The organism is Paraburkholderia sp. SARCC-3016 (assembly GCF_031119615.1).
Taxonomy (GTDB): Bacteria; Pseudomonadota; Gammaproteobacteria; order Burkholderiales; family Burkholderiaceae; genus Paraburkholderia.
Genome location: NZ_JAVHZD010000009.1, coordinates 21,120 through 46,242, shown reverse-complemented (window position 1 = coordinate 46,242; position 25,123 = coordinate 21,120). Strand labels below are relative to the sequence as shown.

General features: G+C 61.8%; 26 protein-coding genes and 1 tRNA gene. 14 read left to right on the top strand and 13 right to left on the bottom strand.

Annotated elements, in window-relative coordinates; genetic code table 11:
* Positions 1–12: 12 nt before the first annotated feature.
* The 5 genes from QYH69_RS11070 to QYH69_RS11050 all read right to left on the bottom strand — a co-directional run bounded on the left by QYH69_RS11070 (position 13) and on the right by QYH69_RS11050 (position 5,195).
* Positions 13–1,137 (bottom strand): sugar ABC transporter substrate-binding protein, encoded by a 1,125-nt coding sequence (locus QYH69_RS11070; RefSeq protein ID WP_308831906.1) that lies wholly within the window; start codon positions 1,135–1,137, stop codon positions 13–15.
* Between the two features lie 129 nt (positions 1,138–1,266).
* The gene (locus QYH69_RS11065; RefSeq protein ID WP_308831905.1) at positions 1,267–2,064 is read right to left on the bottom strand and encodes a class II aldolase/adducin family protein; all 798 of its coding nucleotides are present in this window, start codon (positions 2,062–2,064) and stop codon (positions 1,267–1,269) included.
* On the bottom strand, positions 2,061–3,134 hold the full coding sequence (gene mtnA, locus QYH69_RS11060; protein ID WP_308831904.1) for an S-methyl-5-thioribose-1-phosphate isomerase: 1,074 nt from the start codon (positions 3,132–3,134) through the stop codon (positions 2,061–2,063). Before mtnA ends, QYH69_RS11065 begins: the two co-directional genes overlap by 4 nt.
* An 8-nt stretch (positions 3,135–3,142) precedes the next feature.
* Positions 3,143–4,420, bottom strand: coding sequence for an S-methyl-5-thioribose kinase (gene mtnK, locus QYH69_RS11055; protein ID WP_308831903.1), 1,278 nt, complete (start codon positions 4,418–4,420; stop codon positions 3,143–3,145).
* 79 nt (positions 4,421–4,499) lie between these two features.
* Positions 4,500–5,195 carry a GntR family transcriptional regulator gene (locus tag QYH69_RS11050; protein ID WP_308831902.1) on the bottom strand — a complete coding sequence of 232 codons (696 nt, stop codon included), beginning with the start codon at positions 5,193–5,195 and terminating at the stop codon, positions 4,500–4,502.
* A 253-nt stretch (positions 5,196–5,448) separates the two neighbouring features.
* Between QYH69_RS11050 and QYH69_RS11045 the strand changes: the two genes are divergently transcribed.
* Positions 5,449–5,868, top strand: coding sequence for a secondary thiamine-phosphate synthase enzyme YjbQ (locus QYH69_RS11045; protein ID WP_308831901.1), 420 nt, complete (start codon positions 5,449–5,451; stop codon positions 5,866–5,868).
* Between the two features lie 22 nt (positions 5,869–5,890).
* On the opposite strand, the gene QYH69_RS11040 is transcribed toward QYH69_RS11045, so the two are convergent.
* Together QYH69_RS11040 and QYH69_RS11035 are read right to left on the bottom strand one after the other, a co-directional pair.
* Positions 5,891–6,085 (bottom strand): hypothetical protein, encoded by a 195-nt coding sequence (locus QYH69_RS11040; protein WP_308831900.1) that lies wholly within the window; start codon positions 6,083–6,085, stop codon positions 5,891–5,893.
* A 184-nt stretch (positions 6,086–6,269) separates the two neighbouring features.
* The gene (locus QYH69_RS11035; protein WP_308831899.1) at positions 6,270–6,536 is read right to left on the bottom strand and encodes a hypothetical protein; all 267 of its coding nucleotides are present in this window, start codon (positions 6,534–6,536) and stop codon (positions 6,270–6,272) included.
* A gap of 223 nt (positions 6,537–6,759) precedes the next feature.
* Here QYH69_RS11035 and QYH69_RS11030 point away from each other — a divergent pair, with 223 nt between their 5' ends.
* A complete protein-coding gene (locus QYH69_RS11030) occupies positions 6,760–7,368 on the top strand; it encodes a VC0807 family protein (RefSeq protein ID WP_308831898.1) in 609 nt (202 codons plus the stop codon).
* 750 nt (positions 7,369–8,118) lie between these two features.
* Here the strand turns inward: QYH69_RS11030 and QYH69_RS11025 are convergent.
* The 4 genes from QYH69_RS11025 to acs form a co-directional block, all read right to left on the bottom strand.
* Positions 8,119–8,209, bottom strand: a tRNA-Ser gene (locus QYH69_RS11025).
* 117 nt (positions 8,210–8,326) lie between these two features.
* Positions 8,327–10,345, bottom strand: a complete 2,019-nt coding sequence (locus QYH69_RS11020) for a VC_2705 family sodium/solute symporter (RefSeq protein ID WP_308831897.1) — start codon at positions 10,343–10,345, stop codon at positions 8,327–8,329.
* Positions 10,342–10,695, bottom strand: coding sequence for a DUF4212 domain-containing protein (locus QYH69_RS11015; RefSeq protein WP_075157544.1), 354 nt, complete (start codon positions 10,693–10,695; stop codon positions 10,342–10,344). Before QYH69_RS11015 ends, QYH69_RS11020 begins: the two co-directional genes overlap by 4 nt.
* A gap of 139 nt (positions 10,696–10,834) precedes the next feature.
* Entirely contained in the window at positions 10,835–12,817 is a 1,983-nt protein-coding gene (gene acs, locus QYH69_RS11010) for an acetate--CoA ligase (RefSeq protein ID WP_308831895.1), read from the bottom strand.
* Positions 12,818–13,392: 575 nt separating this feature from the next.
* Between acs and QYH69_RS11005 the strand changes: the two genes are divergently transcribed.
* From QYH69_RS11005 to QYH69_RS10970, 8 genes are all read left to right on the top strand, one after another.
* Positions 13,393–14,010 (top strand): TIGR00645 family protein, encoded by a 618-nt coding sequence (locus QYH69_RS11005; protein WP_374992387.1) that lies wholly within the window; start codon positions 13,393–13,395, stop codon positions 14,008–14,010.
* 56 nt (positions 14,011–14,066) lie between these two features.
* Positions 14,067–15,590 carry a fumarate hydratase gene (locus tag QYH69_RS11000; RefSeq protein ID WP_308831894.1) on the top strand — a complete coding sequence of 508 codons (1,524 nt, stop codon included), beginning with the start codon at positions 14,067–14,069 and terminating at the stop codon, positions 15,588–15,590.
* A gap of 220 nt (positions 15,591–15,810) precedes the next feature.
* A complete protein-coding gene (gene bfr / locus QYH69_RS10995) occupies positions 15,811–16,293 on the top strand; it encodes a bacterioferritin (RefSeq protein WP_075157548.1) in 483 nt (160 codons plus the stop codon).
* A gap of 281 nt (positions 16,294–16,574) precedes the next feature.
* The gene (gene murI, locus QYH69_RS10990; RefSeq protein ID WP_308831893.1) at positions 16,575–17,588 is read left to right on the top strand and encodes a glutamate racemase; all 1,014 of its coding nucleotides are present in this window, start codon (positions 16,575–16,577) and stop codon (positions 17,586–17,588) included.
* 184 nt (positions 17,589–17,772) lie between these two features.
* Entirely contained in the window at positions 17,773–18,009 is a 237-nt protein-coding gene (locus tag QYH69_RS10985) for a (2Fe-2S)-binding protein (protein ID WP_308831892.1), read from the top strand.
* Between the two features lie 208 nt (positions 18,010–18,217).
* Positions 18,218–18,967 carry an energy transducer TonB gene (locus tag QYH69_RS10980; RefSeq protein WP_308831891.1) on the top strand — a complete coding sequence of 250 codons (750 nt, stop codon included), beginning with the start codon at positions 18,218–18,220 and terminating at the stop codon, positions 18,965–18,967.
* 98 nt (positions 18,968–19,065) lie between these two features.
* A complete protein-coding gene (locus QYH69_RS10975) occupies positions 19,066–19,824 on the top strand; it encodes a MotA/TolQ/ExbB proton channel family protein (RefSeq protein WP_075158869.1) in 759 nt (252 codons plus the stop codon).
* A gap of 16 nt (positions 19,825–19,840) precedes the next feature.
* Complete coding sequence (locus QYH69_RS10970) at positions 19,841–20,263, top strand: biopolymer transporter ExbD (RefSeq protein WP_308831890.1); 423 nt, start codon at positions 19,841–19,843, stop codon at positions 20,261–20,263.
* A 381-nt stretch (positions 20,264–20,644) separates the two neighbouring features.
* Here QYH69_RS10970 and QYH69_RS10965 read toward each other — a convergent pair whose 3' ends face one another.
* A complete protein-coding gene (locus tag QYH69_RS10965) occupies positions 20,645–21,646 on the bottom strand; it encodes a LysR family transcriptional regulator (RefSeq protein WP_308831889.1) in 1,002 nt (333 codons plus the stop codon).
* Between the two features lie 122 nt (positions 21,647–21,768).
* On the opposite strand from QYH69_RS10965, the gene QYH69_RS10960 reads away from it, so the two are divergent.
* The 4 genes from QYH69_RS10960 to QYH69_RS10945 all read left to right on the top strand — a co-directional run bounded on the left by QYH69_RS10960 (position 21,769) and on the right by QYH69_RS10945 (position 24,363).
* Positions 21,769–22,641: a pirin family protein gene (locus tag QYH69_RS10960; protein WP_308831888.1), complete on the top strand. Its 873-nt coding sequence runs from the start codon at positions 21,769–21,771 to the stop codon at positions 22,639–22,641.
* Positions 22,642–22,862: 221 nt separating this feature from the next.
* Positions 22,863–23,261: an OsmC family protein gene (locus QYH69_RS10955; RefSeq protein WP_075157554.1), complete on the top strand. Its 399-nt coding sequence runs from the start codon at positions 22,863–22,865 to the stop codon at positions 23,259–23,261.
* Positions 23,262–23,415: 154 nt separating this feature from the next.
* A complete protein-coding gene (locus QYH69_RS10950; protein WP_308831887.1) occupies positions 23,416–23,910 on the top strand; it encodes an SRPBCC family protein in 495 nt (164 codons plus the stop codon).
* A gap of 162 nt (positions 23,911–24,072) precedes the next feature.
* On the top strand, positions 24,073–24,363 hold the full coding sequence (locus tag QYH69_RS10945) for a hemin uptake protein HemP (protein WP_308831886.1): 291 nt from the start codon (positions 24,073–24,075) through the stop codon (positions 24,361–24,363).
* Positions 24,364–24,679: 316 nt separating this feature from the next.
* Here the strand turns inward: QYH69_RS10945 and QYH69_RS10940 are convergent, their stop codons facing one another.
* Complete coding sequence (locus QYH69_RS10940; protein WP_308831885.1) at positions 24,680–25,096, bottom strand: heme-binding protein; 417 nt, start codon at positions 25,094–25,096, stop codon at positions 24,680–24,682.
* Between the last annotated feature and the right edge of the window lie 27 nt (positions 25,097–25,123).

Below are 25,123 nucleotides of genomic sequence, written 5' to 3'. Positions count from 1 at the left end.
CGATGCCGCCGCTTACTGGCTGACCTCGAGCGACCACAAGCCGTACTTCTTCACTTCGTCCGAGTCGATATTCGACTTGTCGATCAGAAGCGTCGGCCATGCGTAGTTCGCCGGCACGTTCTTCTTCGCGATGTAGTCGGAAATGAAGCTCAACGATTTCGCCGCCATCTGGATCGGGTTCTGCGAGATCGTCGCGTCCTGCTTGCCGGCGCGAATCGCGGAAAGCGCCTGAGCGGTGCCGTCCGCACCGATCACCATGATGTGCTGCCTGTCGCCGAGCGGCTTGTAGCGGCCCGCGTTGTCGATCGCCTTTTCCGCACCGACCGTGTTGTCGTCGTTGGCACCGAACACCGCGTCGATCTGCGGGAATTTCTGCAGGATGTTGGTCATTGCGTTCAACGATTTCTCCTGATCGAAACCGCCCTCCTGACGCGCGACGACCTTGATGTCCGGGTATTTCGCGATCTCGTCGCTAAAGCCCTTTTCGCGGTCCGTGGCGGCCGTCGTGCCGACGAGGCCGATCAGGTCGACCACATTGCCCTTGGGCGACCCATAGCGTGCTTTGAGCTGATCGGCGATCCACTTCGCCGCGGTCTGGCCCAGCGCGACGTTATCCGACGCGACGAACGACGTGACCTTGCCGCCATCGGAGCCGCGATCGAGCGTGAAGATCGGCACGCCCATCTGGTTCGCCTTCTGCACCGCGGGAATGATCGCCTTCGAATCGATCGGGTTCAGCACGAGCGCGGTGACGCCCTGGCTCAACAGGTTGATCGCATCGTTGACCTGTTGCTGCGCGTCGCCGTTTGCGTTCGTTTGCACGAGTTCGAAGCCCTCGGCTTTCGCGCCTTTCTCGACACCGAGTTTCAGGCCGACGAAGAACGCGTTGTTCAGCGTCGAGACCGAGAAGCCGACCTTCGCCTTGCCGCCGTTCTCGCCGCCGCCCGACGCGGCCGCGGCCGGCGCCGCACTTGCCGCGGCGGGCGCGCTTGCACTCGTATCGCTTGCCGCGTTGCTGCCCGACGACGATTCGTTTTTCGAACAGCCGCTCAGCACGGCCGCCGTGCACAGCAGCACGGCGGCGGCCGACGGGCCGAATGAGGTCCAGCGATCGAATCTTCCTGCGTTCCAGGCCATGAGTGTCTCCATTGTTCAAGTTGTATGCGCCGTGTCCGATGCATCCGGTCTGGCGTTGGGTCAAACAGAACTGCGGCAAACAGAACTGCGATGCGAAAACCGGTCCTGACGCGTGTCGTGCGGTGCACGTCAGGGCTTGTCGCTGCCGCTTGCGCGGCGCAAACCATAGTTGCTGAACTTCTTCACCACCTCGGCGATTTCGTCGTCGGACAACACCGGCGGCGGGCCAAGCTGACTCGCGAGCAGATACTGCGTCGCAAGCACTTCCACTTCGTTCGCGAGCCACAGCGCCTTTGCGAGATCGCGGCCCAGCGCGATCACGCCGTGATGTGCGAGCAGACAGGCGGTGCGGTCTTTCAGCGCTTCGAGCGCATGGTCGGACAGCGCCTGACTGCCGAACGTCGCATACGGCGCACAGCGGATCGAATTGCCGCCGGCGACCGCCACCATGTAGTGATGCGCGGGGATGTCCCTGCCGTGTATCGCGATCGCCGTGGCCGCGCTCGAATGCGTGTGCACGACCGCGCCGACATCGCTGCGTGCGCGCAGGATGTCGCGGTGAAAACGCCATTCGGTCGACGGACGGCTCTGCGCGAAGACCGGCGCGTCGGCTTCGACATCGAATGGCAGCCACACGATCGCATCGGCGCTCAGTGCGCTTGCGGGCACACCGCTCGGCGTGATCAGCAGGCCTTCGTTGAAACGCGCGCTGACATTGCCGGACGTGCCCTGATTGATGCCGAGGCGTTCCAATTCGCGAGCCGTGCGGACTATTTCGTCGCGCAGCGCGGCTTCGTGTGTGCCTTGCGGAACGTGTCCGCTCTGCGCATCCGCATCGTTCGTGCCCGCGCTCGTGCGGCTCGTGCGGCTCGTGCGGCTCGTGCGGCTCGTGCGGCTCGTGCGGCTCGTGCCGCTCGTGCCGTTCATGCCGCCGCTCCTCCGAACAGCGCCGCGAGATTCGCATCGAACGGAGTGCGGACGATGCCGCGTTCGGTGATATAGCCGGTTACGAGATCATGCGGCGTCACATCGAACGCAGGATTACGGACCTTGATTCCCGCAGGCGCGATCGGCGTGCCGCCCAGATGCGTGACCTCGTCATCGCGGCGCTCTTCGATGACGATGCCGCGGCCGGTCGGCGTCTGGAAATCGAGCGTCGACGACGGGCACGCAACATAGAACGGCACGTTGAAATAGCGCGCCGCAATTGCGACGCTCAGCGTGCCGATCTTGTTCGCGAAGTCGCCGTTCGCGGCCACGCGGTCCGCGCCGACGATCACGACGTCGATCAATCGTTGCGCCATCAACGATGCGGCCATGCTGTCCGTGATCAACGTAACGTCGACGCCGGCTTGCTGCAGTTCGTATGCGGTCAAACGCGCGCCTTGAAGCAGCGGCCGCGTTTCGTCCGCGTAGACGCGAAACGCGATGCCTTCGCGCTGTGCCGTGTAGATCGGCGCGGTTGCGGTGCCCAGTCCGGTCGTGGCAAGCGCGCCCGCGTTGCAATGCGTGAGCACGCCGCTACCTGCGCTAATGAGCGGCAAGCCATGCTGGCCGATACCTTCGCAAAGCGCTACGTCTTCTCGATGGATGCGCGTCGCTTCATCGACTAGCGCGCGATAGAGCGAGGCGGTATCGGCGGCGCTCGCGCGATCCGCTGCGCGCAGCATGCGTTTCAGGCTCCAGCTGAGGTTGACCGCGGTTGGACGTGCGCTGTCGAGATATGCAGCCTGTTCTTTCAATGCGGCGCGAAACGCCTCGAGCGTCAAATGCCGTGCGCGCTGCACCGCGACGCACAAGCCATAGGCCGCCGCGACGCCGATCGCGGGCGCGCCGCGCACGCGCAATTCGTGAATCGCACGCCAGACATCCTGTGCGGTGCCTAGCGTCTCGACCACCGTTTCATTCGGCAAACGGGTTTGATCGAGAATCCGCAGACTATCGCTGTCCCACGCGAGCGTGGCCGGCAAATTCTGGAAAAGCGACGGCGAAACCATGCATGCTCCTATTCGTAGTGCGTCGCCTGAACTTCGCGCGCCAGCGCGACGACGTCGTCGATCGATGCAATCGAATGCCGGTCGACGAGCAGCCGCTCCGCGCATCGCAGCGCGCGTACTTCGACCGTTGCGCGCAATGCATCGTCGGCGATGCTCGTGACGTCCGCAACCTTCGCCATGCCGACGATGCGCCGGATCACCTTGCAGCCCGCAAAGCCGAGCGATGCTGCGAAGAGCCGCTGCATGAAGCGCGCGCGAAATGCTTCCGCGCATGCGCCGCTGCGATCGTCGCCGATGAAATGGCTTTTACGGCGGCTTTCGTGCTCGCGCCACAGCGCGGCGAACTGTGTCGCAAAGCCGTTCCAGATTTGCGTGGCCTGTTCGAGCAACCAGTCGCGATACGCGGGTGCCGCGCTCGTTTTTGCGTGTGGTTTCGTATGTCCGTCGTGCCAATCGCGCGAGAAATAGGCGAGCAGCAAATTCGCGAGCACCGCGCCGACATCGAAGCCCATCGGTCCGTAGAACGCGAACTCCGGGTCGATCACGTAGGTCTCGTCCTGATTGACCATGATCGAACCCGTATGCAAGTCGCCATGCAGCAGCGTTTCGGCGTCGTTCATGAACGACCACTTCATTTCACCGACCGCGACGCGCAACGCGGGCGATTTCCAGAGCCGCTCGATTTCGGCGCGCGGAAACGCAGCGCTGTAGACATTCGACGCGTGGTCCTCGAACGGATAGGTGAAGACGAGGTCTTCGGTGATCTTGCACAGCTCGCTGTTGATCGCGGCGCTCACGGCCTGCTTTTTCACGTCCGGCGCGAGATAGAGATCGGAGCCGAAAAACAGCGTATGCGCAAGATAGGTCGACAGATGGCCGGCAAGCTTCGGATAGACGATGCCGTCCATCAGTCCTTGCCGCAGAATGCGATGCGAGGACAGCCGCTGCATCACCATCAGGAAGCGCTCGTTGTCGGCGTGATAGACGCGCGGCACATGTTGCGGACACAGTGCGCCGAAGCGCCGCAGCGCCGCGACCTCGCGCTCCATGCGGTGCCGCGTCAGCGGCCAGGTCTTGCCGACGAGACGCAGAAACGGCGGCGCCTGCTTGACGACCACGCTTTTCTCGGGTGTCTTCGCATTGCTCGCGAAGTAGACGTAGTTCAGGTTGCCGTCGCCGACTTCGGCAATGTCGAGTTGGCCAGGCTCGTTCAGCAGCGCATAGACTGAAGGTACGCTGCATAGATAAGCCGAGAGTTCGTCACAACTCATTGCCTCAAATTCCATGGACTGTCTCCTCCACGGTTGAACCGCAATGCCCGGTTCGTTCTCTGGCGCTTTTGCGCCAGGCGTTAGTGCCCGCGTGTTATCGCTTCTTGCGAACCAGGTCGAACTTGAAGATGCTCGTGTTGTAGTAGTCGTTGCTGTAGCAAAGCGGCTCGCCGCTTTGATCGAAATCGACCTCGTCCAGCAGCAGAAACAGACCGAAGCCATCGCCGAGTTCGGGCAGATCGCGCGGCGTCAGGATGGTCGGCTGGATCGACGTATGCGTGTGCGACAGGCGGCGGCCCGTGCGTGCGAACATCGCAAACAGCGACTCGCCGAGATCGCTGCCGGCCGCATCGAAAACGGCCTTCGGCACCGTGTCGATGCAGTAGGCGGCAATCGCGTCATCGGCACAGCGCACGCGTTCGATGCGCACGCAATCATCGCCGACGTTGATCTGCAGCTTGCCCGCCAGGCTTTCCGACGCCTTGATATGCTCGATCTGGATCCGGCACGTGGACGGCACTGCACCGACGCTGCGGATCATGTCGGTTACAGACATCAGATCATCGAGGCCGCCTTGCAATTTAAGCGAAATTTGTCTGATGAACGTGCCGCGTCCCTGTACTCTCGACAGCAGACCATGCGAAATCATCTGCGCGACCGCTTCGCGCAGGCTTGACCGCCCGACCCCCAACAGCTCGCAAAGCTCCATTTCAGTGGGTATCTGGTCGCCCGGCTTCAACGATCGCTCGCGGATCATCGCCATCAGCGATTCCTGGATCTTCTCGCTCATCGAGTGTTCGACGGACAGGCGCATAGGGGCAAGGGAGTCGGCTAACGGACCGAATATACATCAGATGTCTGATGTTTCCGTGGGTGTTTACCCGTGGTTAGACGACCCTCAGAGAGAGCGAGCCCGATGGGCGATACGGTTGCTGCGCGCGCACATCGCCGCCTATGCTTGAGCTTTAGCGATTTTTCGCTTTGATTGCTTCAATTGTCCTGGGCGCCGGCTGAACCAGCGCAATGACCTTGGGGAGTTTTGAATGCTGCAAGCGCTTCACCATCTGCACGTGCGGGCGCGCACGCGCGGACTCGTCGACATGACGAAGCAGATCAGGGAGTTCGTCGCGGAACAGTCGATTGAAGTCGGGTTGCTGACGATTTTCTGCCGGCATACCTCGGCATCGCTGCTAATTCAGGAGAACGCGGACCCATCGGTGCAACGCGATATCGAGCGATACTTCGCGACGATCGCGCCCGAAGATGCGCATCGCTACGAACACGATACGGAAGGACTCGACGACATGCCTGCGCATCTGCGCACGGCGTTGACGCAGGTGCAGTTGTCCGTGCCGGTAGAAGAGGGTCGCCTCGTGCTTGGCACATGGCAAGGGATCTATCTGTTCGAGCACCGGCGTGAGCCGTCGACGCGCGACATCGTGTTGCACCTGCTTGGGACCTGAATTGCGGTCCGTCAGCGCAGCATCAGTCTTCGAGACGCTTGAGCTCTTCGTGAGCCATTCGCTCGAGTTCTTTTAGCGTGAAGTCGTTGACGTTCATGCTGGCTTGAAAGTGAACCTGCACCTTCGCCGACTCCCCTGCCGGATTCTGCAGAACCACGAAGACGGTATTCGGATGGACATTGCGATCGATTGTGACAGCTGTAATTCTGAGCGTCATTCGCTGCTCCCCGGTTTTGACGTGGTTTCAGCTTACCCGAAGCTTGGGCATGACGAAACCCGTAAGCTTGCCTCGACCTCGTAAGCTTCGGCGGTGCGTCAATTTGTCTCCTCCGGCCATGTCGCGATTTCGTATCGTCACGACAGGTTGCCGCCTCGATTACGGCACAAACGGCGTTTATCGATCAGTGAAGTTCGCACGGCAGTTGGGTAGATGCAACCTGCGCTGTATGCCAATCGTCAATCGACGTGACTGCGTTGCGTTCGATGATGCTCATCGCCATCAGCACGTCGATTTTCAGCTTCGGGAAGGTCACGTCGACGCCTGGAATGTGCGCCTGGCGTGTGCGTTCTTCGATGCCCTCAATCGTGGCCTCGCAATGCCATTGCGTGCCGGACGGGTCGGGCGCCATATCGACAGTTACCCGAAAGCCGCGGTGATTGAATGCCATAAATCCTCCAGATTCCTAACAAACTGCACGCGAGCTCGCCGCGAGATGCGGAGAGGCCGCGACTATACATCTGGCGAAGAAGTCGTTCAGCGACATGGGCGCTTTCAGGGACTCGTGCAAGCGTGTGCGCCTTACAGCAGATTGACGGAAAGTTGAACCGATATACTTGCGCTGCTTTCTCGCGTCTCGCCGCACCTGTCCCACCTGAAAGCAGGCGGTCACGATGATTCCCTCCGTTCGTTACGGGCTGGCATTTTTCGTCAACGTGGTATTGCCGACGGCGGCGTATCGCATCGCCTTTCCGCACATCGGCCTGCCCGGCGCGTTGCTCGTCTCTTCCGTTCCGCTATTTGTGTGGATCGGGATCGATCTTTTGCGTTATCGGCACTTCGATGCGCTCAGTGCGCTCGTGCTCGCGAGCATCGCGATGTCGGTGCTGATCTTCGCATCCGGTGCTGCCGATGCATTGCGCGCGGCGCGTGAGCCTCTGGTAAGCGGCATCGTCGGTGTGCTTTTTCTGCTTTCGCTTCTGCTGCGGCGGCCGCTCGTTTTCTATCTCGCGCGCTCGACGCTATCGCGCGAGCGCCAGGGGCGCGAGTCCGAATTCGACGCGATGTGGCTGAGCCGGCCCGCGCTCGCGAGATCGATCCGGTTGATGACGGCCGTTTGGGGCATCGGCCTCGTTTGTGAAAACGCGGCGCGGCTAGGAGTCGTGCTGTCGTTTGACACCGATGACGCGCATCGTATCTCGACTTACGTCGGCTACGCGGTATATGCGGCGTTGACGGTGTGGACGATCGTTTATCGGCATGTGGTGATCAAAACGCAGTGAGGCCTTGCTGCGATGTTCGGTCTTGTCTTTGTCTAACTCCCCGCTAATTCGCTCGCTCTAGCCATGATCTGTTCTATCGGTCAAGCTATCGGATTTGCTCGTCATCTGGCTTATGACCGCCGGCAAGTGCTTCGCCGATGACACCAGGCCCGCAACTTTGAGAAGGACGTTGACAGTTACGCGCTAATGTCTGCCGGTTCTTTCGAAACCTGAGAAAGACTTGGCGACAGAATTAAAAACTGGTCAACCAAATGGCGCGATAAAGCACATCGGAAAGTGGGTTCTTCACGTGCAATGCCCGTGGAAGATCGACGTCGCTGAAGATGTACTTGCCTCACAATCAGGGCTCCAGCGTTCCGACGAACAGGCTGATGTAACCATTGAAAAGATTGCTGACTGGTGTTGGCGAAGGGCCCCTTCTCTGTCGAACGGGTGTTTGCTTCCGAAAGCGGCGGCGTACGCCTGTCGCTTTCGCGAGAGTCGAGCATTGTCCTTGAAGGGCGGAAAAATATCTTCCTGGAACTCGTGCAAGGTTCGCCCGGCGCACGGTTTTGCTCTTCGCGAAGCCTATGCGCGAGCGCTATGTTCGTATGCGCTAATATCGTTTGATGCTGCGGTAAATCCAGAAGAAAGACATCCAGTCTTCCGGCGTTACTCGCCATCTTCATGCGCGCCATGATGGCCGCTTGATGAGTCAAAAAAGAAAAAGCCGTTGAATCTCTTTGGATTCAACGGCTTATCATTCCGTTCTGGCGGAGAGACGGGGATTCGAACCCCGGATAGGCTATTAACCTATACACGCTTTCCAGGCGTGCGACTTAAACCACTCATCCATCTCTCCGGCGGGGACGCGCATTATAGCAAACTCCCGGGCGCTCGCCCATACCCCGAACGGCCGACAGCCAAACGGCGGACGGACCGCCGCCAAACACCCGCGCATCACCCGGGAATAGCCCCCTCAGGGGTGCCGGATATAGTCCACCAACGCCCGCGTATAAGCATCCGGTTTCCGGTCGACCAGACTCACCACGATCGCCACCACAAACCCGGCCGGCACACCGAACACGCCCGAGCTGATCGGCTCGATCCCAAACCACCGCGGCCCGGCAAAGCCCGTCATCTGCGTGAAGTACGGGTACGTCGACACGATGTAATAGACGCACACCGCGAGCCCCGCCACCATCCCGGCCACGGCGCCCAGACGCGTCGTCCGCTTCCAGAACACGCCGAGCACGAGCACAGGAAACAGACTCGACGCGGCCAGCGAAAACGCCGCGCCGACCAGAAACAGAATATTCCCCGTATTCAACGACGCGACATACGACGCAAACAATGCCACGCCCAGCAGCAGGATCTTCGAGATCGTCACGCGCCGCTGACTCGATGCTTGCGGATCGACCATGTGATAGTAGACATCGTGCGACAGCGCATTCGCGATCGTCAGCAACAGACCGTCCGCCGTCGAAAGCGCCGCGGCGAGCGCACCCGCCGCAATCAACCCCGACATCACATACGGCAGTCCCGCAATCTCCGGCGCGGCCAGCACGACCATATCGGGCTGCATGCGGATCTCGCTCCAACGCACGATGCCGTCGCCATTCAGGTCCGCAATACTGATCAGATAAGGCTCGACCTTGCGCCACTGCATCACCCATTGCGGCAAGTCCGAAAAGCGCCCGCCGACCAGATTCGTCAAGATCTCGTACTTGATCAACACCGCAAGCACCGGCACAGTCAAATAGAAGAGCGCGACAAAAAACAGCGTCCACCCCACCGAGCGACGCGCGGAAGCGACCGACGTCGTCGTGTTATAGCGCGTCAGAATATGCGGCAGGCTCGCCGTCCCCAACGAAAGGCACAGCAGCAGCGAAAGAAAATTACGCTTGTGCACGCGTCTTTCTTCTTCGCCTTCATCGGGAAACGGCTCATGCATCGGCACGGGCGGCGCGGCCAACGCGAGCAGTTCATCGCGTTGCTGCGTCCATACGACCCGCGCCGCCGCCGCGTCGCGCGGAAACCGCGCCAGCGTGCGTTCGAGTTCGGCGATTTCGCGCAGCGGCCCGTTGTGTCGGCGCAGCTCCTCGAGCCGTTGCGTCAACGCATTCTTCCCGTCGACGAACGATTGCGGTAACGCGTCGATCTCCGTCTGTATCTGGGCCGCGTGCCGCCGGTACACCTCGCGCACGGCCTGCTCCTGCGGCGCGCTGCGCACGTCGCGCTCGAGCGCTTCGACGCGCTCCATCACGCGCCCATAGTTGAACTGCGGCACCCAGCCAAGCCCGTCCTTGTGCGCGATCATCGAAATCGGAATCAGGATCGCGGCGATCAGAATGATGTATTGCGCGACCTGCGTCCATGTCACCGCGCGCATCCCGCCCAGAAACGAGCACACGAGTATGCCCGCCAGTCCGCAGAAAATCCCGATCGCGAAATCGACGCCGATAAAGCGCGTCGCGATCAAGCCGACACCCTGAATCTGCGCGACCAGATACACGAATGAACAGAGAATCGCCGCGAGTGCCGCGAGTCCGCGTACCGCGTTGCTCGAAAACCGTGTGCCGAGAAAATCGGGAATCGTATAGCGCGCGAGTTTGCGCACATACGGCGCGAGCAGAAACGCGACGAGGCAGTAACCGCCGGTCCAGCCCATCATGTATGCAAGGCCATCGTAGCCGGTCGCGTAGAGCGAACCCGCAAGGCCGATAAACGATGCCGCGGAAAGCCAGTCGGCCGCGGTCGCCATGCCGTTGAACGCCGACGGCACGCGCCGCCCCGCCACGTAGTATTCGACGAGATCCGACGTGCGCGACAGCAAACCGATCACCGCATAGACGGCGATCGGCACGAACAGGAACACATAGCCGACCCACATGCCGGGCCCGTTCGCCGCTTCGATGCGCCACGCAATATGGATAAAAAGCAGAAAGCCGAGCGTATAAATCGAATACGAGCGGATCAGCCGATGCGCGAGCTTCATCGGTTCGCTTGCCGCGCGGCGGCATCCGCTTCGAATGCACGCTGCAATGCGCGATCCGCGAATTGCATCGAGACGATGTAGACGACGATCAACGCCAGGTAGACGAGAATCGCCCCCTGCGCGCCGACATAGAACGGCAAGCTGAACCCGAAGAGCCGCACACCCGCCAACCCTCGCGAGGCGGCCGGCACAATAAACGATACGACGAAGCCGATCACCATCAGCGTCGCGATCAGCATCAGATTGAATCGCCAGTAACGACGATGCGCGAGCGCCATCGCGTCTGAAACCGGCGGCGGCTCAGGCGGTGGATTGATTGTTTGTCGGTTCGAAGCGTGTGGCGCGGCCATGCGCCTATTTAACAAAAAGCCGTTGCGCACGCAATCAGGATTGTCCGCGCAACGGCCTTTCGTACGACTGCAATACGACTGTCGTGGTATTGCTGTATTGCTTTCTGAAGCGCTTCGCCTGCTTCAGCCGCGCTTCACTTCAGCGAGACTCGCCCAACTGATCGAGAATCGCCGGGTTCTCGAGCGTCGACACATCCTGCGTAATCTCCTCGCCCTTCGCCAGCGAGCGCAGCAGGCGCCGCATGATCTTGCCCGAGCGCGTTTTCGGCAGGTTGTCGCCGAAACGGATGTCCTTCGGCTTCGCGATCGGCCCGATTTCCTTGCCGACCCAGTTGCGCAGGTCGTTGGCGATCTGCTTCGCTTCATCGCCTTCCGGACGCGAGCGCTTCAGCACCACGAACGCGCATACCGCTTCGCCCGTCGTTTCGTCGGGGCGGCCAACCACGGCCGCTTCCGCCACGAGCGGATTCGCGACCAGCGCCGATTCGATCTCCATCGTGCCGAGCCGGTGACCCGACACGTTCAGCACGTCGTCGATGCGGCCCATGATCGTGAAGTAGCCGGTTTCCTTGTCGCGGATACTGCCGTCGCCGGCGAGATACAGCTTGCCGCCCAGCTCGTCCGGGAAGTAGCTCTTCCTGAAGCGCTCGGCGTCGCCCCAGATCGTGCGGATCATCGACGGCCACGGACGCTTCACGACCAGAATGCCGCCCTGGCCGTTCGGCACGTCCTGCCCCGTTTCGTCGACGACAGCGGCCATGATGCCCGGCAGCGGCAGCGTGCACGAACCCGGCACGAGCGGCGTCGCGCCCGGCACCGGCGTGATCATATGGCCGCCGGTTTCGGTCTGCCACCACGTATCGACGATCGGACAGCGCGCGCCGCCGACCTGCTCGTAGTACCACATCCATGCTTCGGGATTGATCGGTTCGCCGACCGTGCCGAGCACGCGCAGCGACGACAGATCGTAGCTCTTCGGATGTACCTTCGGGTCCGCGTCGGCCATCTTGATCAGCGAACGGATCGCCGTCGGCGCCGTGTAGAACAGCGTGACCTTGTGCTTCGCGATCATGTCCCAGAAGCGGCCCGCGTTCGGATAGGTCGGCACGCCTTCGAACACGACTTGCGTCGCGCCGAGCGTGAGCGGCCCGTAAGCAATATAGCTGTGGCCGGTGACCCAGCCGATGTCGGCCGTGCACCAGAACACGTCGGTCGGCTTCCAGTCGAACGCCCACTTGATGGTCTGCGCGGCCCACAGCAGATAGCCGCCCGTGCTGTGCTGCACGCCCTTCGGCTTGCCCGTCGAACCCGACGTATACAGGATGAAAAGCGGATGCTCGGCGCCGACCCATTCCGGCGCGCACTGATCGCTTTCGCCTTGCGTGATTTCATGCATCCACAGATCGCGGCCTTCGTTCCAGGCAACCTTGCCGCCCGTGCGGCGATAAACGATCACGTTCTTCACCGCGTCGCAGCCGCCCATCGCGAGCGCTTCGTCGGCGATGCTCTTGAGCGGCAGCGCCTTGCCGCCGCGCATCTGCTCGTCGGCGGTCACCAGCGCTGTAGCGCCGACGTCGACGAGGCGCTCGTTCAGCGATTTCGACGAGAAGCCGCCGAACACGACCGAATGCGTCGCGCCGATGCGCGCGCATGCCTGCATCGCGACGATGCCTTCGATCGACATCGGCATATAGATGACGACGCGATCGCCTTTCTTGATGCCGCGCTTTTTCAGCGCATTGGCGAAGCGCGACACACGCTGCAGCATGTCCGCGTACGTGACACGCGTCACGGTGCCGTCGTCGGCTTCGAAGATCACGGCGACGCGCTCGCCGTTGCCCGCTTCGACATGACGATCGAGGCTGTTGTACGACGCATTGAGCTCGCCATCGTCGTACCACTTGTAGAACGGCGCGTTCGATTCGTCGAGCACCTTCGTGAACGGCTTGTGCCAACTGAGCGTTTCGCGCGCCAGTCGCGCCCAGAAACCTTCGTAATCGCGTTCCGCTTCGGCGACGAGCGCCTGGTAAGCGTCCATGCCGGATATCGTGGCCGCTTTCATCGTTTCGGCGGACGGCGGGAATACGCGGCGTTCCTGAAGAACGGATTCAATCGCTGACATCGACTACCCCTTGGTGAAGATGAAACGTAAAACCTGTGCCGGCGTGCCTCGGCACGCCGTATGACGCCGGCTTGCGCGTAGCGCTTGCGAGCGCAGCGTGGCGCCTGTCTCCTTACCCTTGTGCACAACGAAGTCGCGTGACGATCCGCGCCGTTCGGCACGATGTGAAGCAAACACGCATGCGGCAACGCAACATCGCGCCCGTCGGCCAGCGCGTACGTAACTTCAGATGAGTGCGCTTCGCGCACAGGTCGGATACCGCCCTGCCGACCCCTTACCGTGCCAAATTAAACGCCGCAACTTACCGTGCACTTACGCGGCCCTACCCATTCGGGTCATCCCCTACTCGCCGCGTTGCACGGTGATACTCCACTCCTGCAATGCTAACTGAACTGAGCATTTTTCTTCCAGCGAAGCGGCAACGGGCACACATATCGACGCGATTATCCCCAGCGGCGCGGCGCCGGCGGGTGTCGCGGTACAATGTCGCGCCGCGCGCACGTCCGAAACGGAACTGACCCGGCGCAGCCCCCAGCCGGCACGACCGGCGACCTCTTCCGCGATCCTGACCGCCTATGTCCGCCTCGAACTTCGATCCCGGCCGCCACTCGCCCCGCCGCCGCATGCGCCCGCTGCCCACCATCATCTTCATGAGCCGCTGGCTGCAGGTGCCGCTGTATCTGGGCCTCATCGTCGCGCAAGCAGTTTATGTGGTGCTTTTCCTCAAGGAAGTCTGGCATCTCGTCACGTCGGCGATGAAGCTCGACGAAACGAGCACGATGCTCGTCGTATTGAGCCTGATCGACGTGGTGATGATCTCGAATCTGCTGATCATGGTGATCGTCGGCGGCTACGAAACGTTCGTGTCGCGTCTGGGCGTAGAAGGCCATCCCGATGAGCCCGAATGGCTCGACCATGTGAACGCCGGCGTGCTGAAGGTCAAGCTTTCGATGGCGCTGATCAGCATTTCGTCGATCCATCTGTTAAAGACCTTTATCGATCCCGACCAGCGCAGCGAACACGCAATCCTTTGGCAGGTGCTCATTCATCTCGCGTTCCTGCTGTCGGCGGTCGTAATGGCACTCGTCGACCGACTGACGACGCACACGCATCCCGAGCACTTTCACGAGCCCGCGCCGCGCAAACCGAAGGCGCCCGAGACCACCGATTTCTCCTCCCCTGAAGGCGCATGAGTGATAGCGCATTCGCGATCACGACAAAAAACGCCAATGTCCCCACTGAGCTAGCCATGACCGTTATCAAACAGGAAGACCTGATTCAGAGCATCGCCGATTCGCTGCAATACATCAGCTATTACCACCCGCTGGACTATATCCAGGCGCTCGGCCGTGCTTACGAGCTCGAAGAAAGCCCTGCGGCAAAGGATGCGATCGCGCAGATCCTGACCAACAGCCGCATGTGCGCCGAAGGCCACCGGCCGATCTGCCAGGATACCGGCATCGTCACCGTGTTCGTGAAAGTGGGCATGGACGTGCGTTGGGACGGCGCCACGATGAGCGTCACCGACATGATCAACGAAGGCGTGCGCCGCGGCTATATGCATCCCGACAACGTGCTGCGCGCATCGATCGTGAGCCCGCCCGAAGGCGCGCGCAAGAACACGAAAGACAACACGCCGGCGGTGATTCACTATGAGATCGTGCCCGGCGACAAGATCGATGTGCAGGTCGCGGCGAAGGGCGGCGGCTCGGAAAACAAGTCGAAGTTCGCGATGCTGAATCCGTCCGATTCGATCGTCGACTGGGTGCTCAAGACCGTGCCGACGATGGGCGCGGGCTGGTGCCCGCCGGGTATGCTCGGCATCGGCATCGGCGGCACGGCGGAGAAGGCGATGCTGATGGCCAAGGAATCGCTGATGGATTCGATCGACATTCAGGACGTCATCGCGCGCGGCCCGCAAGACTGGATCGAAGAACTGCGCGTCGAACTGCACGAGAAAGTGAACGCGCTCGGTATCGGTGCGCAAGGTCTCGGCGGTCTGGCCACGGTGCTCGACGTGAAGATCATGGCCGCGCCGACGCATGCGGCGAGCAAGCCGATCGCGATCATCCCGAACTGCGCGGCCACGCGTCACGCGCATTTCACGCTCGACGGCTCCGGTGTCGCGAAGCTCGAGCCGCCGTCACTCGATGCATGGCCGAAAGTGCAATGGACCGCGAACACCGAAACGAGCAAGCGCGTCGATCTGAATACGCTCACGCCCGAAGAAGTCGCGAGCTGGAAGCCGGGCCAGACCTTGCTGTTGAGCGGCAAGATGTTGACGGGCCGCGACGCCGCGCACAAGCGCATCGCCGACATGCTGGCCGCGGGCGAGAAGTTGCCGGTCGATTTCACGAATCGCGTGATTTACTACGTTGGCCCGGTCGATCCGGTACGCGATGAAGCGGTCGGCCCGGCAGGGCCGACGACGTCGACGCGCATGGACAAGTTCACCGAGACGATGCTGGCGCAGACAGGCCTGATCTCGATGATCGGCAAGGCCGAGCGCGGTCCCGTTGCGATCGAATCGATCCGCAAGCACAAGGCCGCGTACCTGATGGCCGTGGGCGGCGCCGCCTATCTCGTCTCGAAGGCGATTCGCAGCGCGAAGGTGCTCGCATTCGAAGACCTCGGCATGGAAGCGATCTACGAGTTCGATGTGATGGACATGCCGGTGACCGTCGCCGTCGACTCGAACGGCACGTCGGTCCATCAGACCGGGCCGAAGGAATGGCAAGCGAAGATCGGCAAGATTCCGGTCGCGACCGCCTGAACACCGTTGGCGGCTCAAGCGGTCTGCACCGCTTTAAAGAAGCAAAGCCGGGGCTTCAGGTCCCGGCCTTTTTATCGTTCAGAGCATTCTTATCAATCAGGCGCGAAGCCGATTCGCGCAAACGATTCTCATCAACCACATCTGTTCTTGGCATTTTCGAACCGGGCGTTTATTGTTGTGGAAAATCAAATCTGCCCGGTCTCCAAGAGGAAATACCATCATGCAAGGCGACAAGAAGGTCATTGAATATCTGAACGCGCAGTTGAAGAACGAACTGACTGCGATCAACCAGTATTTTCTGCACGCGCGGATGTACAAACATTGGGGCCTCGACAAGCTCGGCAAGCACGAATACGACGAGTCGATCGGCGAAATGAAGCACGCCGATAAACTGATCGAACGTATTTTCATGCTCGATGCGCTACCCAATCTGCAAGACCTGCACAAGCTGCTCATCGGCGAAGAAACCAAAGAGATTCTCGAGTGCGATCTGAAACTCGAGCAAGGCTCGCAGGCAACGTGCAAGGAAGCGATCGCGCATTGCGAATCGGTACGCGATTTCGTGTCGCGCGAAATTTTCGTGTCGATTCTCGAAGACACCGAAGAACATATCGACTGGCTCGAAACGCAGCTCGACCTGATCGACAAGGTCGGCATTCAGAATTACCAGCAATCGGGCATGGGCGACTCGATGGAGTCGTAAGCACGATGCTGTGATCGATGCTCGCGCGTGGTCGTTGGTTTTCGTTCGGCCGCGCAGTGCACATGCGATGCGATCTGACGTGATGTCGCATGCCGGTTATGGCTTGTACTGCAGTTGCCGTCCGGCTCCGCTTTGATACGCTTCTGTCCTGCTTCTATCCTGCTTCTATGCTGTTAAACTGCCGGCCACTTGCATCGCGCTAGCCGCAATCGCCGTTCATCGTCATCGCGCGCCCGTGGCATACGCCGCACGATTTTCGTGCTGAACGCTTTCTTCCTTCCATGACCGCTTTGCCGTCCGCTTCGATCAACGCCCCCTCCTCGCCGTCCGGCGCGCCGACGGCGGAGCGTATCCCGGCGGTCGGCTCGCATGCGCCGGTCGGCATCTTCGATTCGGGCCTCGGCGGGCTGTCCGTGCTGCGCGCCGTGCGTGCGCACTTGCCCGACGAAGCAGTGATCTACGTCGCGGATTCGCGTTACGCGCCGTACGGCGCACGCGACGACGATTTCATCGCCGAGCGCACGCTTGCGATCGGCGAATGGCTAATCGCGCAGGGCGCAAAAGCGCTCGTCGTCGCCTGCAATACGGCCACCGCCCAGTCGATCGCGCAGGCGCGCGAGCGCTTGCCGATTCCGGTGATCGGCGTCGAGCCCGGCATCAAGCCTGCGGCGCTGCAGTCGAAGACCCATGTCGCCGGCGTGCTGGCGACGCAGGTTACGCTGCGCAGCGCGCGGTTTCTCGCACTGCACGAGCGTTACGCGGCCGATTGCAGGTTCCTCTGCCAGCCGGGCCACGGTCTCGTCGAGGCAATCGAGCGCTGCGACCTCGGTTCGCCTGAATTGCGCGCGCTGCTCGACGGCTATCTGCAGCCGATGCTCGATGCCGGTGCAGACACGCTGGTGCTCGGCTGCACGCATTATCCGTTTCTCGATGCCACGATCCGCGATCTTGTCGGCGACCGGCTCGCGCTGATCGACACCAGTGTCGCGATCGCGCGCCAGCTCGAACGCGTACTCGACCAGCACGGTTTGCGCGCGGCTCCCGGCGCCGCGGCGGGCGTGCCGCGCTTCTGCTCGACGAGCGACGGAGCGCATCTGCGGCAGTTGACGCGCACCTTGCTCGATATCGAAGCGCCCGTCGAACGCGTGACGATTCCGTCGCCCCGAACGATCGAGCTCGAAGAGGCCGGGCACGCCGACATCGAGGCCAAAACGGGGGCGCAAGCGACTACGCCTGGCGACGATCAGCTCTCCGATCTGGCACCTACCTCGCGTTCGGAGCCCGAAGCGGCCTGATTCCCTTCGCCCGCGAAATCCAGCCCTCCCGCTCTCCGCGCACCTGAGTGCGGCACAGCACGTCCGGCCGGCGAAAACCCTGCCAGGAGGCTGGTTTTGTTACAAAATTCCGCACGTAGCGCTTGCCAAACCGCGTCTACAAAATGATAATAATTCGCATTAACGTTGCCTATCGCGATCCACCATGATTGTCTGCGTGTGCAAATCCGTTTCCGACCGGAAAATCCGCGCCTCGATTGCCGAGGGCATCGATACTTTCGACGAGCTGCAGTTCGAACTCGGCGTTGCGATCTGCTGTGGCAAATGCGAGGAGACCGTGCGCGACGTGATGGCGCAAAGCGGCGTCTGCGCGAGCCGCTGCGGCGTGGATGCGCCGGTTGAGGCCGTCCCGCTGAGGTTCTACGAACGCAAGGCCGCGTAAGCTCTGCCGGCGCGGCAGTCTCCGCGCCCAACCGCCGTCAGCAAGCCACCCAGTTATCGGACTCAAGCCAGCGACACGATTCTCGAGGAGTTCGGGATGGAATTGCTGATTGGTTTTGTCACGACGCTGTTCATTTCGCTGCTTATATTCCGCAAATGACCTTGCTTTGCCTGACGTGCCGCATCGCCGGCGCGCCGCTACGCTAAACATGCAGGCTTCCTCCCCTACCACGGCAGGCTTCCCGCCCGCCGGATCCGCCCGGTTCAGGCCGCGCCTCGCGGCGGCGATCGTCGCGGTTCTCGCCGTGCATGCCGTGCTCATCGTCATTGTGTTGACGATGCGCGACAAGCCCATGCCGAAGCCAGTCGAACTGCGCTCGATCACGGCCGAACTGCTGAGCCCGCCCGCTCCGCCCGTGGCCGCGCCGGCGGCAATCCAGTCGACGCCGACGCCGCCGCCGAAACCCACGCCGCCGGTCCATCGCGAAAAGCCGAAGGTCCAGCCGCGGCCGACGCCGGTGCAAAAACCGGCACCGACGCCGCTGCCCGAAGCGGCCGCGCCGTCGCAACACGAGATCGCCTCGCCCGAGCCGGCGCCGCCCGCTCCGCCCGCGCCCGCCGCGCCGCCTGAAGCGGCGGCGCCGCCCGCAACCGCCAGGCCGACGCTTGCGCTGTCGGCACCGAAGAGCGTCTCGCATCTCGACTGCAGCATCGCGGCTCCCGACTATCCGGCCTTGTCGCGCCGCCGCGGCGAAAGCGGCACTGCGTACGTGCGTTTCGTCGTCGGCTTGACGGGCAAGATCGAAAACATCGAGCTCAAAAAGAGCAGCGGTTTCGACCGGCTCGACGACGCCGCGATCTCGGCGATGCGTTCGAGTTCCTGCAAGCCGTATCTGGAAAACGGCCAGCCGATCCGCGCAACGTACACGCAACCGTTCGAGTTCGGCCTCAAGGATTGAGCCTGCGCATGGGCGGGCGCTCCAGCGCAGTCAACGCGGAATTCGATCTGTCGGCGCCGTCGAACCGCTGACGCAGTTTTCAAAAAGAAGGAATGGCAATGCAAAACTACGGTATGGCCCACGTGTGGGCGCAAGGGGATTTCGTGACGCGCGGCATCGCGCTCGCGCTCCTGATCATGTCGGTGCTGTCGTGGACCGTGATCGTCGTCAAGAGCCTCGGCGTGATGCGCCTGAACCGGCTCACGAAAAACGCCGAGCGCGCGTTCTGGCATTCGGACGATCTCGCCGAAGGTATCGGCAAACTCGGCAGCGGCAAGTCGACGCCGCAGGACAATCCGTTCCTCGCGCTCGCGCTGTCGGGCCAGGAAGCCGCCGATCATCATCACCAGACGCAACCGCATCTGCATGACCGCATGGATGTGTCCGACTGGATCACGCGCTGCCTCAAAGACACGATGGACGATTGCGTCGCGCGCATGCAGAGCGGTCTCGCGATTCTCGCGTCGATCGGCAGTACCGCGCCGTTCGTCGGTCTGTTCGGCACCGTGTGGGGCATCTATCACGCGCTGCTGACGATCGGCGCAACCGGCCAGTCGTCGATTGACCAGGTGGCCGGTCCGGTCGGCGAGGCGCTGATCATGACCGCGGCCGGTCTGTTCGTCGCGATTCCCGCGGTGCTCGCATACAACGCGCTGACGCGCGCGAACAAGGGCATCGTCACGAAACTCAACCGCTTCGCGCACGGCTTGCACGCGTTCTTCGTGACGGGCGCGCGTCTGTCGTCGTCGCGGCGTAGCGCTGACGGTCTTCGGCTGGCGGCGCAGCGACGCCCGGCCCATGCCGCCAACGCGAACTGATTGACGAGGCACTTCGATGGCAATGAGCCCTTTCGCCGGCGACGACGACGACGGCCTGATGAACGAAATCAACATGACGCCGCTCGTCGACGTCATGTTGGTTCTCCTGATCGTCTTCATGGTGACGATTCCTGTGATCCGCCATGCGGTGAAGATCGATCTGCCGCACGCGAGCAGCCAGAAGGAAGACACGAAGCCGGCGCAGGTCACCGTGTCGATCGACGCCGACGGCAACGTAATGTGGGACGACAAGAAAATTTCCGATGACGATCTGCGTGCGAAGATCGCTGCGGCGGCACAGCAGACGCCGCAGCCGGAACTGCATCTGAATGCGGATCGTAAGGTTGCGTACGAGAAGGTGGCCGACGTTATGTCCGCTGCGCAGGCAGGCGGACTGACGAAAATCGGCTTCGTCACGCAGCCGGTCGGGAAGCCCTGAGCTCTGAGCTCACGCGCTGGACGGACAAAGCAGATAAAGTAAAAGGCCTTCATCGTCGGATGAAGGCCTTTTTTCCTTGCGCACGCGGCGCCTTCGGGCGGCGGGATTACTTGCCATCGGAAGAGTAGCCAGCATCACCGCATGCGACAGCCGTGGTCGACACGGACAGCGCGGTCAGCCCTATCAGGCTCGCTATGATAGCGGCCATGAGTTTTCGCATAGGAAGCTCCCTTGCGAACGGGATTCCAATATAGGCCTGGCGGGGCGCGCATTCAAGCAAACGGCCATTGAAAGTACTGATCGATGCGCGCGCTCGAATGCCTAAATCAAACCGCCAGCCATGCAGCAGCCGCGAGCAGCATCCTCGATACCTGGCACTGCCTATAGCGATTCCGCTCGCGCGTTGGCATGGGTTTCGGTGTGCTCCAGTTCGGCGGAAAATCGCGTCGGGCACTCGCGCGTGATGTATTTGCCCGCATCGGGATCCAGCATTTCGACGAGGTAATCGACGAAAGTCCGCACCGCGGGCACCATGCCCTGCCGCGACAGAAACACCGCATACAGCTGCGGCCACGGCAGCGTCCAGCCCGGCATCACCGGCGATAACTGGCCCGAACGCAACGCGGCGCCGTACAGCATTTCCGGCAGCGCGGCGATGCCGACGCCCGCCATCGCCGCCTCGCGTATCGTCCCGAGGTCGGCGGTGACGAGGCGCGGTTCATGCTCGTGCATATGCCGTGTGCCATCGGGCGCAATCAGATTGAATACGTAACGGCCGTCGTGGGTCGGCGTATCGAGCGTCTCGAAGCGGTTCAGGTCCGACGGCTGCAGCGGCGGAGCGTTCTGGTCCAACAGGCTCGGCGCGCCGACGAGCATCTGCTCCGTGCGCCACAGCGGCCGCACGATGATGTTCGAGTTATCGGGCGGATCCGAACGCACACGCAGCGCGACATCGATCGAATCTTCGAACAGATCGACGACACGGTTCGTCACGCGCATCACGATGTGCACTTCCGGGTAACGATGCATGAACTCGGGAAGAATCTGCGACATGATCGTTTGCGAGACGGTGACGGGCACGCTCACGCGAACCGTGCCGCGCGGCGACGAACGCAGTTGCTGCACGACGTTGACGGCCGCTTGCGCCTCCGCGAGCATCGCCTGACAGTGCTGATAAAACAGATGGCCCGCTTCGGTCAGCGCGAGCTTGCGCGTCGAACGCTGCAACAGTCGCACGCCGAGCGAGCCTTCGAGTTCCGTCAGGCGGCGCGATAGCCGCGACTTCGAGATGCCGAGCACGCGCTCGGCAGCGGAAAAACCGCCGTGCTCGACGACCTGCGAAAAGTACATGAGGTCGTTCAGGTTATGCGAATCGATCTTCATCTTATCGTTCCACTGGTAGAACAATCCATTGCGGCGCGCCCACTGTTAGCGCCAAAAGCGGTCCATATAATAGCCCTACGTTTCAAAAATAACGCCATTCCCCATTTTTCGAGGTGACTTTGATGAGCTCGACCCGAACGATCGAACGCACGTATCCCGCCGTTCGCACGACCGAAGGCGGTGGTTTTGTCGTCCACCGTCCGTTCCCTACCCGAATGCTGATGGACTTCGACCCATTTTTGCTGCTCGACGAAATGGGCCCGGTCGACTATGCGCCGGGCGAAGCGAAGGGCGCACCCGACCACCCGCATCGCGGCTTCGAAACGGTTACGTATGTGCTCGAAGGGCAATTCGGCCACAAGGATTCGGCAGGACATTCCGGTACGCTGCATGCGGGCGATGTGCAATGGATGACGGCGGGCGCCGGCGTCGTGCACAGCGAGATGCCTGACCCTTCGTTCGTTGCGACGGGCGGCCGCGTGCACGGGCTGCAGCTTTGGGTGAACCTGCCGCGCCGCGACAAGATGATCGCACCGCACTATCAGGAGATACCGTCGACACGTATTCCGGTTGCGACGTCGGCGGACGGCAAGGTTCGCGTGAAGCTCATCGCAGGCGAAGCGCTCGGTGCAAAAGCGGTGATCGAAACGCGCACGCCGATTCTGTATCAGCATTTCACGCTGCAGCCAGGCGCACGACTCGTGCATCCGGTGCCGCGCGAATACCGCGTGTTCGCTTACGGTCTGTCGGGCACGGGCCTGTATGGCGAAAGCCGGCAATCGATCGACGCGCGGAAGATGGTCGTGTTCAACGCCGATGGCGACAGCATCACGCTCGCGGCCGGCGACGAGCCGCTCGATGTGCTGCTGTTCGGCGGCGTGCCGCTCAACGAACCGGTCGTTCGCTACGGCCCGTTCGTGATGAACACGGAAGACGAAATCCGCCAGGCGGTGATCGACTACCAGGCGGGCCGTATGGGCAGCATCGCGCATTGATGCGTTTGACGCATGAGCACGCATTGCGAGCCCGCGCTGGCGTTGCCCACGCCAACACGATGTTTCGCGCGATTTCGGTCACAATAGCGGTTCGCCTTGCGCGCGGCGTCTGATGCACGTCGATGGCCTCGGGGGGCTTCAGGGGCTTCAGGGGCTTCAGGGGCGTCAGGGGCCTCAGGCTTCATGCCCGCGCGCTGCAATCTACCGTTAAAGGAGCGTACATGGCAGAGCCCAAGGTCGGCGCACATATCGGCTCGACGAACTTCCAGGTTCTTTTCGACGACGGCGCACATACGTGGCTCGCCGACGAGCCCGAATCGCTGGGCGGCGGCGACCGCGGACCGACGCCGGTGAGCCTGCTGCTGTCGAGCCTTGGCGCATGCACATCGATCACGCTGAAGATGTATGCGCAACGAAAAGGCTGGCCGCTCGACGATGTGCACGTCACGCTGTCGATTGAAACCGGCGACGAAGGATCGACGATCGACCGCCAGATTTCGCTCGAAGGCAATTTGTCCGACGAGCAGCGGGAACGGTTACTGCAGATCGCCAATGCATGTCCCGTCCACAAGATCCTGACGCGGCCGATTGCGATCCGCACGGGTTTGACCGCTGTTTGATATGCGCCGCGACGTGGCGCCGAGGCAAGGTCGATGTCGCACGTCGTGCGCCCCATGTAATGCGACGTACTGATGCGCCGCACTGATGCGACGATCCGACGATCTGAGGTGACGATGCCGACGCGCCGTTCGCGACAACGAGGAAGCTGCCGTTTTGAATTTCGAACATCTGATCCAGATCAACGACCCGCTGAACCCGCTCATGGAAGACATGACGCGCGATCAGCTTTGGGAAGGCCTCGTGCTGCGCGCTGAACAGCCGCAACTCTTCGTACTGGGCCTCGACAGTTGCACGATACTGTCGCGCACCGAAAGCACGCTCGAGCGCGAACTGCATTACGGCCATGCCACCGTGCGCGATCGCGTCACGCTTGAACCGAAAGAAAGCGTGCGCTACGACATCATGGCGACGTCGGCGCACGTCGGCGGCTCGCTTACGATGACAATCGAGCAGCCCGACGCACTGCAGCTGTTCCTGCGCTTCGAGTATCGGACGACGCTGCCGACTACCGAAGAGAAGCCGGCCGACAACGACGTGCGCCAGACGCAGGAAATCGTGAAATCCGCGTATCGCGAATCCGATATCGATACGGTGCGCCTGATTCGCGAGTACGTGCTCGGGCACAACACGCCGGACCGACTGCACTGACTCCGTTGCGGCACTCGCCCGCAGACTCGCGCAGACGCGCCCACGGCTGCCTTTTCGATCTTCACTATCAGATCGTCATTCCGATGAATTTCGATTTCTTGTGAATAGGAATGGTTATCATTTAGAATCAACTCCATCGAATCGACAAACCGATGGCACCGAATGACGAACGTGACGCGCCCTTCAACGTTGAGCCTGCGCCGCCCCGCCGCGCAAGCGCTGACGACCAGCCGTGCGAGCAAGACCAGCGCACCGGCCGCCACGCCTACCGCGGAACGCGCGGGTAACGCCGCGGCAGCGTCGCCGGAGTCATCGGCTGGAGAACGTGTCGCCGAACGCGTCGTCCGCAGCGAAACGCTGCTGCAGGGCCGCAGTCACATCAGCATCACGCACAACGGCGAGACGTACCAGTTGCGCGCAACGCGTCTGGGCAAACTGATTCTGACGAAGTAGACGCTGCGTGAAAAGGCAGCGTTGCAGTCGCTGATTGCAGTACTAAAGGGTATTGTGGGGACCACCTCTGCGAGAGGTGTTGGGCTTTAGCCAGCCACGACGGCTTGCACGCGAGATCTAGACCCCTTCGTGCAGACACCCAAGCCAGCCGTCGAAGCCAGCCAGGCCACTTTTTTTGGTTCTCACGCATGGCAACGCGTCATATGGCCGTATCGACCAATCGGGCCAGTGCATCGCGATGCAGCTAAGCGATACGACAAAAGCCGCGCAAATGGATAAACCCCTGCGCGGCTTTTGCGCTTTCAGCGGTCGCGTATCAGGGCGTGTGCGCCTCATCGAGCGCGGCGATGCCGGCCCGCGCGATCGACGCGTCCTGATCGGACTTCACGCCCGACACGCCGATCGAGCCGACCACCTCGCCATTCACGATGATCGGCACGCCGCCCTCGACCATCGCGATCAAAGGCGCGCTCAGGAACGCGGTGCGCCCCTGCTTGATGATGTCTTCGTAGACCTTGGTTTCGCGCCGCCCGAGCAGCGCGGTGCGGCCCTTGCCGATCGCCATTTCGACGGTGCTCGCCGCGACGCCATCGCCGCGGTGCAGATAGAGCAGATGGCCGCCTTCGTCGAAGATCGCGATCGTGACATGCCACTGGTTCGAGGCCGCGTGCGCTTCGGCAGCGGCGGCCATTTTCCTGACGTCGTCGTCGGTCAGAACAAGTTTGCTTCTCACGGTAGTCTCCGTACAGGCCTGCATGAG

What these genes read in the sequence shown, in the direction of transcription:
- QYH69_RS11070 (WP_308831906.1), bottom strand. Translation starts at nt 1,137, where the DNA reads ATGGCCTGGAACGCAGGAAGATTCGATCGCTGGACCTCATTCGGCCCG.
- QYH69_RS11065 (WP_308831905.1), bottom strand. Translation starts at nt 2,064, where the DNA reads ATGAACGGCACGAGCGGCACGAGCCGCACGAGCCGCACGAGCCGCACG.
- mtnA (WP_308831904.1), bottom strand. Translation starts at nt 3,134, where the DNA reads ATGGTTTCGCCGTCGCTTTTCCAGAATTTGCCGGCCACGCTCGCGTGG.
- mtnK (WP_308831903.1), bottom strand. Translation starts at nt 4,420, where the DNA reads ATGGAATTTGAGGCAATGAGTTGTGACGAACTCTCGGCTTATCTATGC.
- QYH69_RS11050 (WP_308831902.1), bottom strand. Translation starts at nt 5,195, where the DNA reads ATGAGCGAGAAGATCCAGGAATCGCTGATGGCGATGATCCGCGAGCGA.
- QYH69_RS11045 (WP_308831901.1), top strand. Translation starts at nt 5,449, where the DNA reads ATGCTGCAAGCGCTTCACCATCTGCACGTGCGGGCGCGCACGCGCGGA.
- QYH69_RS11040 (WP_308831900.1), bottom strand. Translation starts at nt 6,085, where the DNA reads ATGACGCTCAGAATTACAGCTGTCACAATCGATCGCAATGTCCATCCG.
- QYH69_RS11035 (WP_308831899.1), bottom strand. Translation starts at nt 6,536, where the DNA reads ATGGCATTCAATCACCGCGGCTTTCGGGTAACTGTCGATATGGCGCCC.
- QYH69_RS11030 (WP_308831898.1), top strand. Translation starts at nt 6,760, where the DNA reads ATGATTCCCTCCGTTCGTTACGGGCTGGCATTTTTCGTCAACGTGGTA.
- QYH69_RS11020 (WP_308831897.1), bottom strand. Translation starts at nt 10,345, where the DNA reads ATGAAGCTCGCGCATCGGCTGATCCGCTCGTATTCGATTTATACGCTC.
- QYH69_RS11015 (WP_075157544.1), bottom strand. Translation starts at nt 10,695, where the DNA reads ATGGCCGCGCCACACGCTTCGAACCGACAAACAATCAATCCACCGCCT.
- acs (WP_308831895.1), bottom strand. Translation starts at nt 12,817, where the DNA reads ATGTCAGCGATTGAATCCGTTCTTCAGGAACGCCGCGTATTCCCGCCG.
- QYH69_RS11005 (WP_374992387.1), top strand. Translation starts at nt 13,393, where the DNA reads ATGTCCGCCTCGAACTTCGATCCCGGCCGCCACTCGCCCCGCCGCCGC.
- QYH69_RS11000 (WP_308831894.1), top strand. Translation starts at nt 14,067, where the DNA reads ATGACCGTTATCAAACAGGAAGACCTGATTCAGAGCATCGCCGATTCG.
- bfr (WP_075157548.1), top strand. Translation starts at nt 15,811, where the DNA reads ATGCAAGGCGACAAGAAGGTCATTGAATATCTGAACGCGCAGTTGAAG.
- murI (WP_308831893.1), top strand. Translation starts at nt 16,575, where the DNA reads ATGACCGCTTTGCCGTCCGCTTCGATCAACGCCCCCTCCTCGCCGTCC.
- QYH69_RS10985 (WP_308831892.1), top strand. Translation starts at nt 17,773, where the DNA reads ATGATTGTCTGCGTGTGCAAATCCGTTTCCGACCGGAAAATCCGCGCC.
- QYH69_RS10980 (WP_308831891.1), top strand. Translation starts at nt 18,218, where the DNA reads ATGCAGGCTTCCTCCCCTACCACGGCAGGCTTCCCGCCCGCCGGATCC.
- QYH69_RS10975 (WP_075158869.1), top strand. Translation starts at nt 19,066, where the DNA reads ATGCAAAACTACGGTATGGCCCACGTGTGGGCGCAAGGGGATTTCGTG.
- QYH69_RS10970 (WP_308831890.1), top strand. Translation starts at nt 19,841, where the DNA reads ATGGCAATGAGCCCTTTCGCCGGCGACGACGACGACGGCCTGATGAAC.
- QYH69_RS10965 (WP_308831889.1), bottom strand. Translation starts at nt 21,646, where the DNA reads ATGAAGATCGATTCGCATAACCTGAACGACCTCATGTACTTTTCGCAG.
- QYH69_RS10960 (WP_308831888.1), top strand. Translation starts at nt 21,769, where the DNA reads ATGAGCTCGACCCGAACGATCGAACGCACGTATCCCGCCGTTCGCACG.
- QYH69_RS10955 (WP_075157554.1), top strand. Translation starts at nt 22,863, where the DNA reads ATGGCAGAGCCCAAGGTCGGCGCACATATCGGCTCGACGAACTTCCAG.
- QYH69_RS10945 (WP_308831886.1), top strand. Translation starts at nt 24,073, where the DNA reads ATGACGAACGTGACGCGCCCTTCAACGTTGAGCCTGCGCCGCCCCGCC.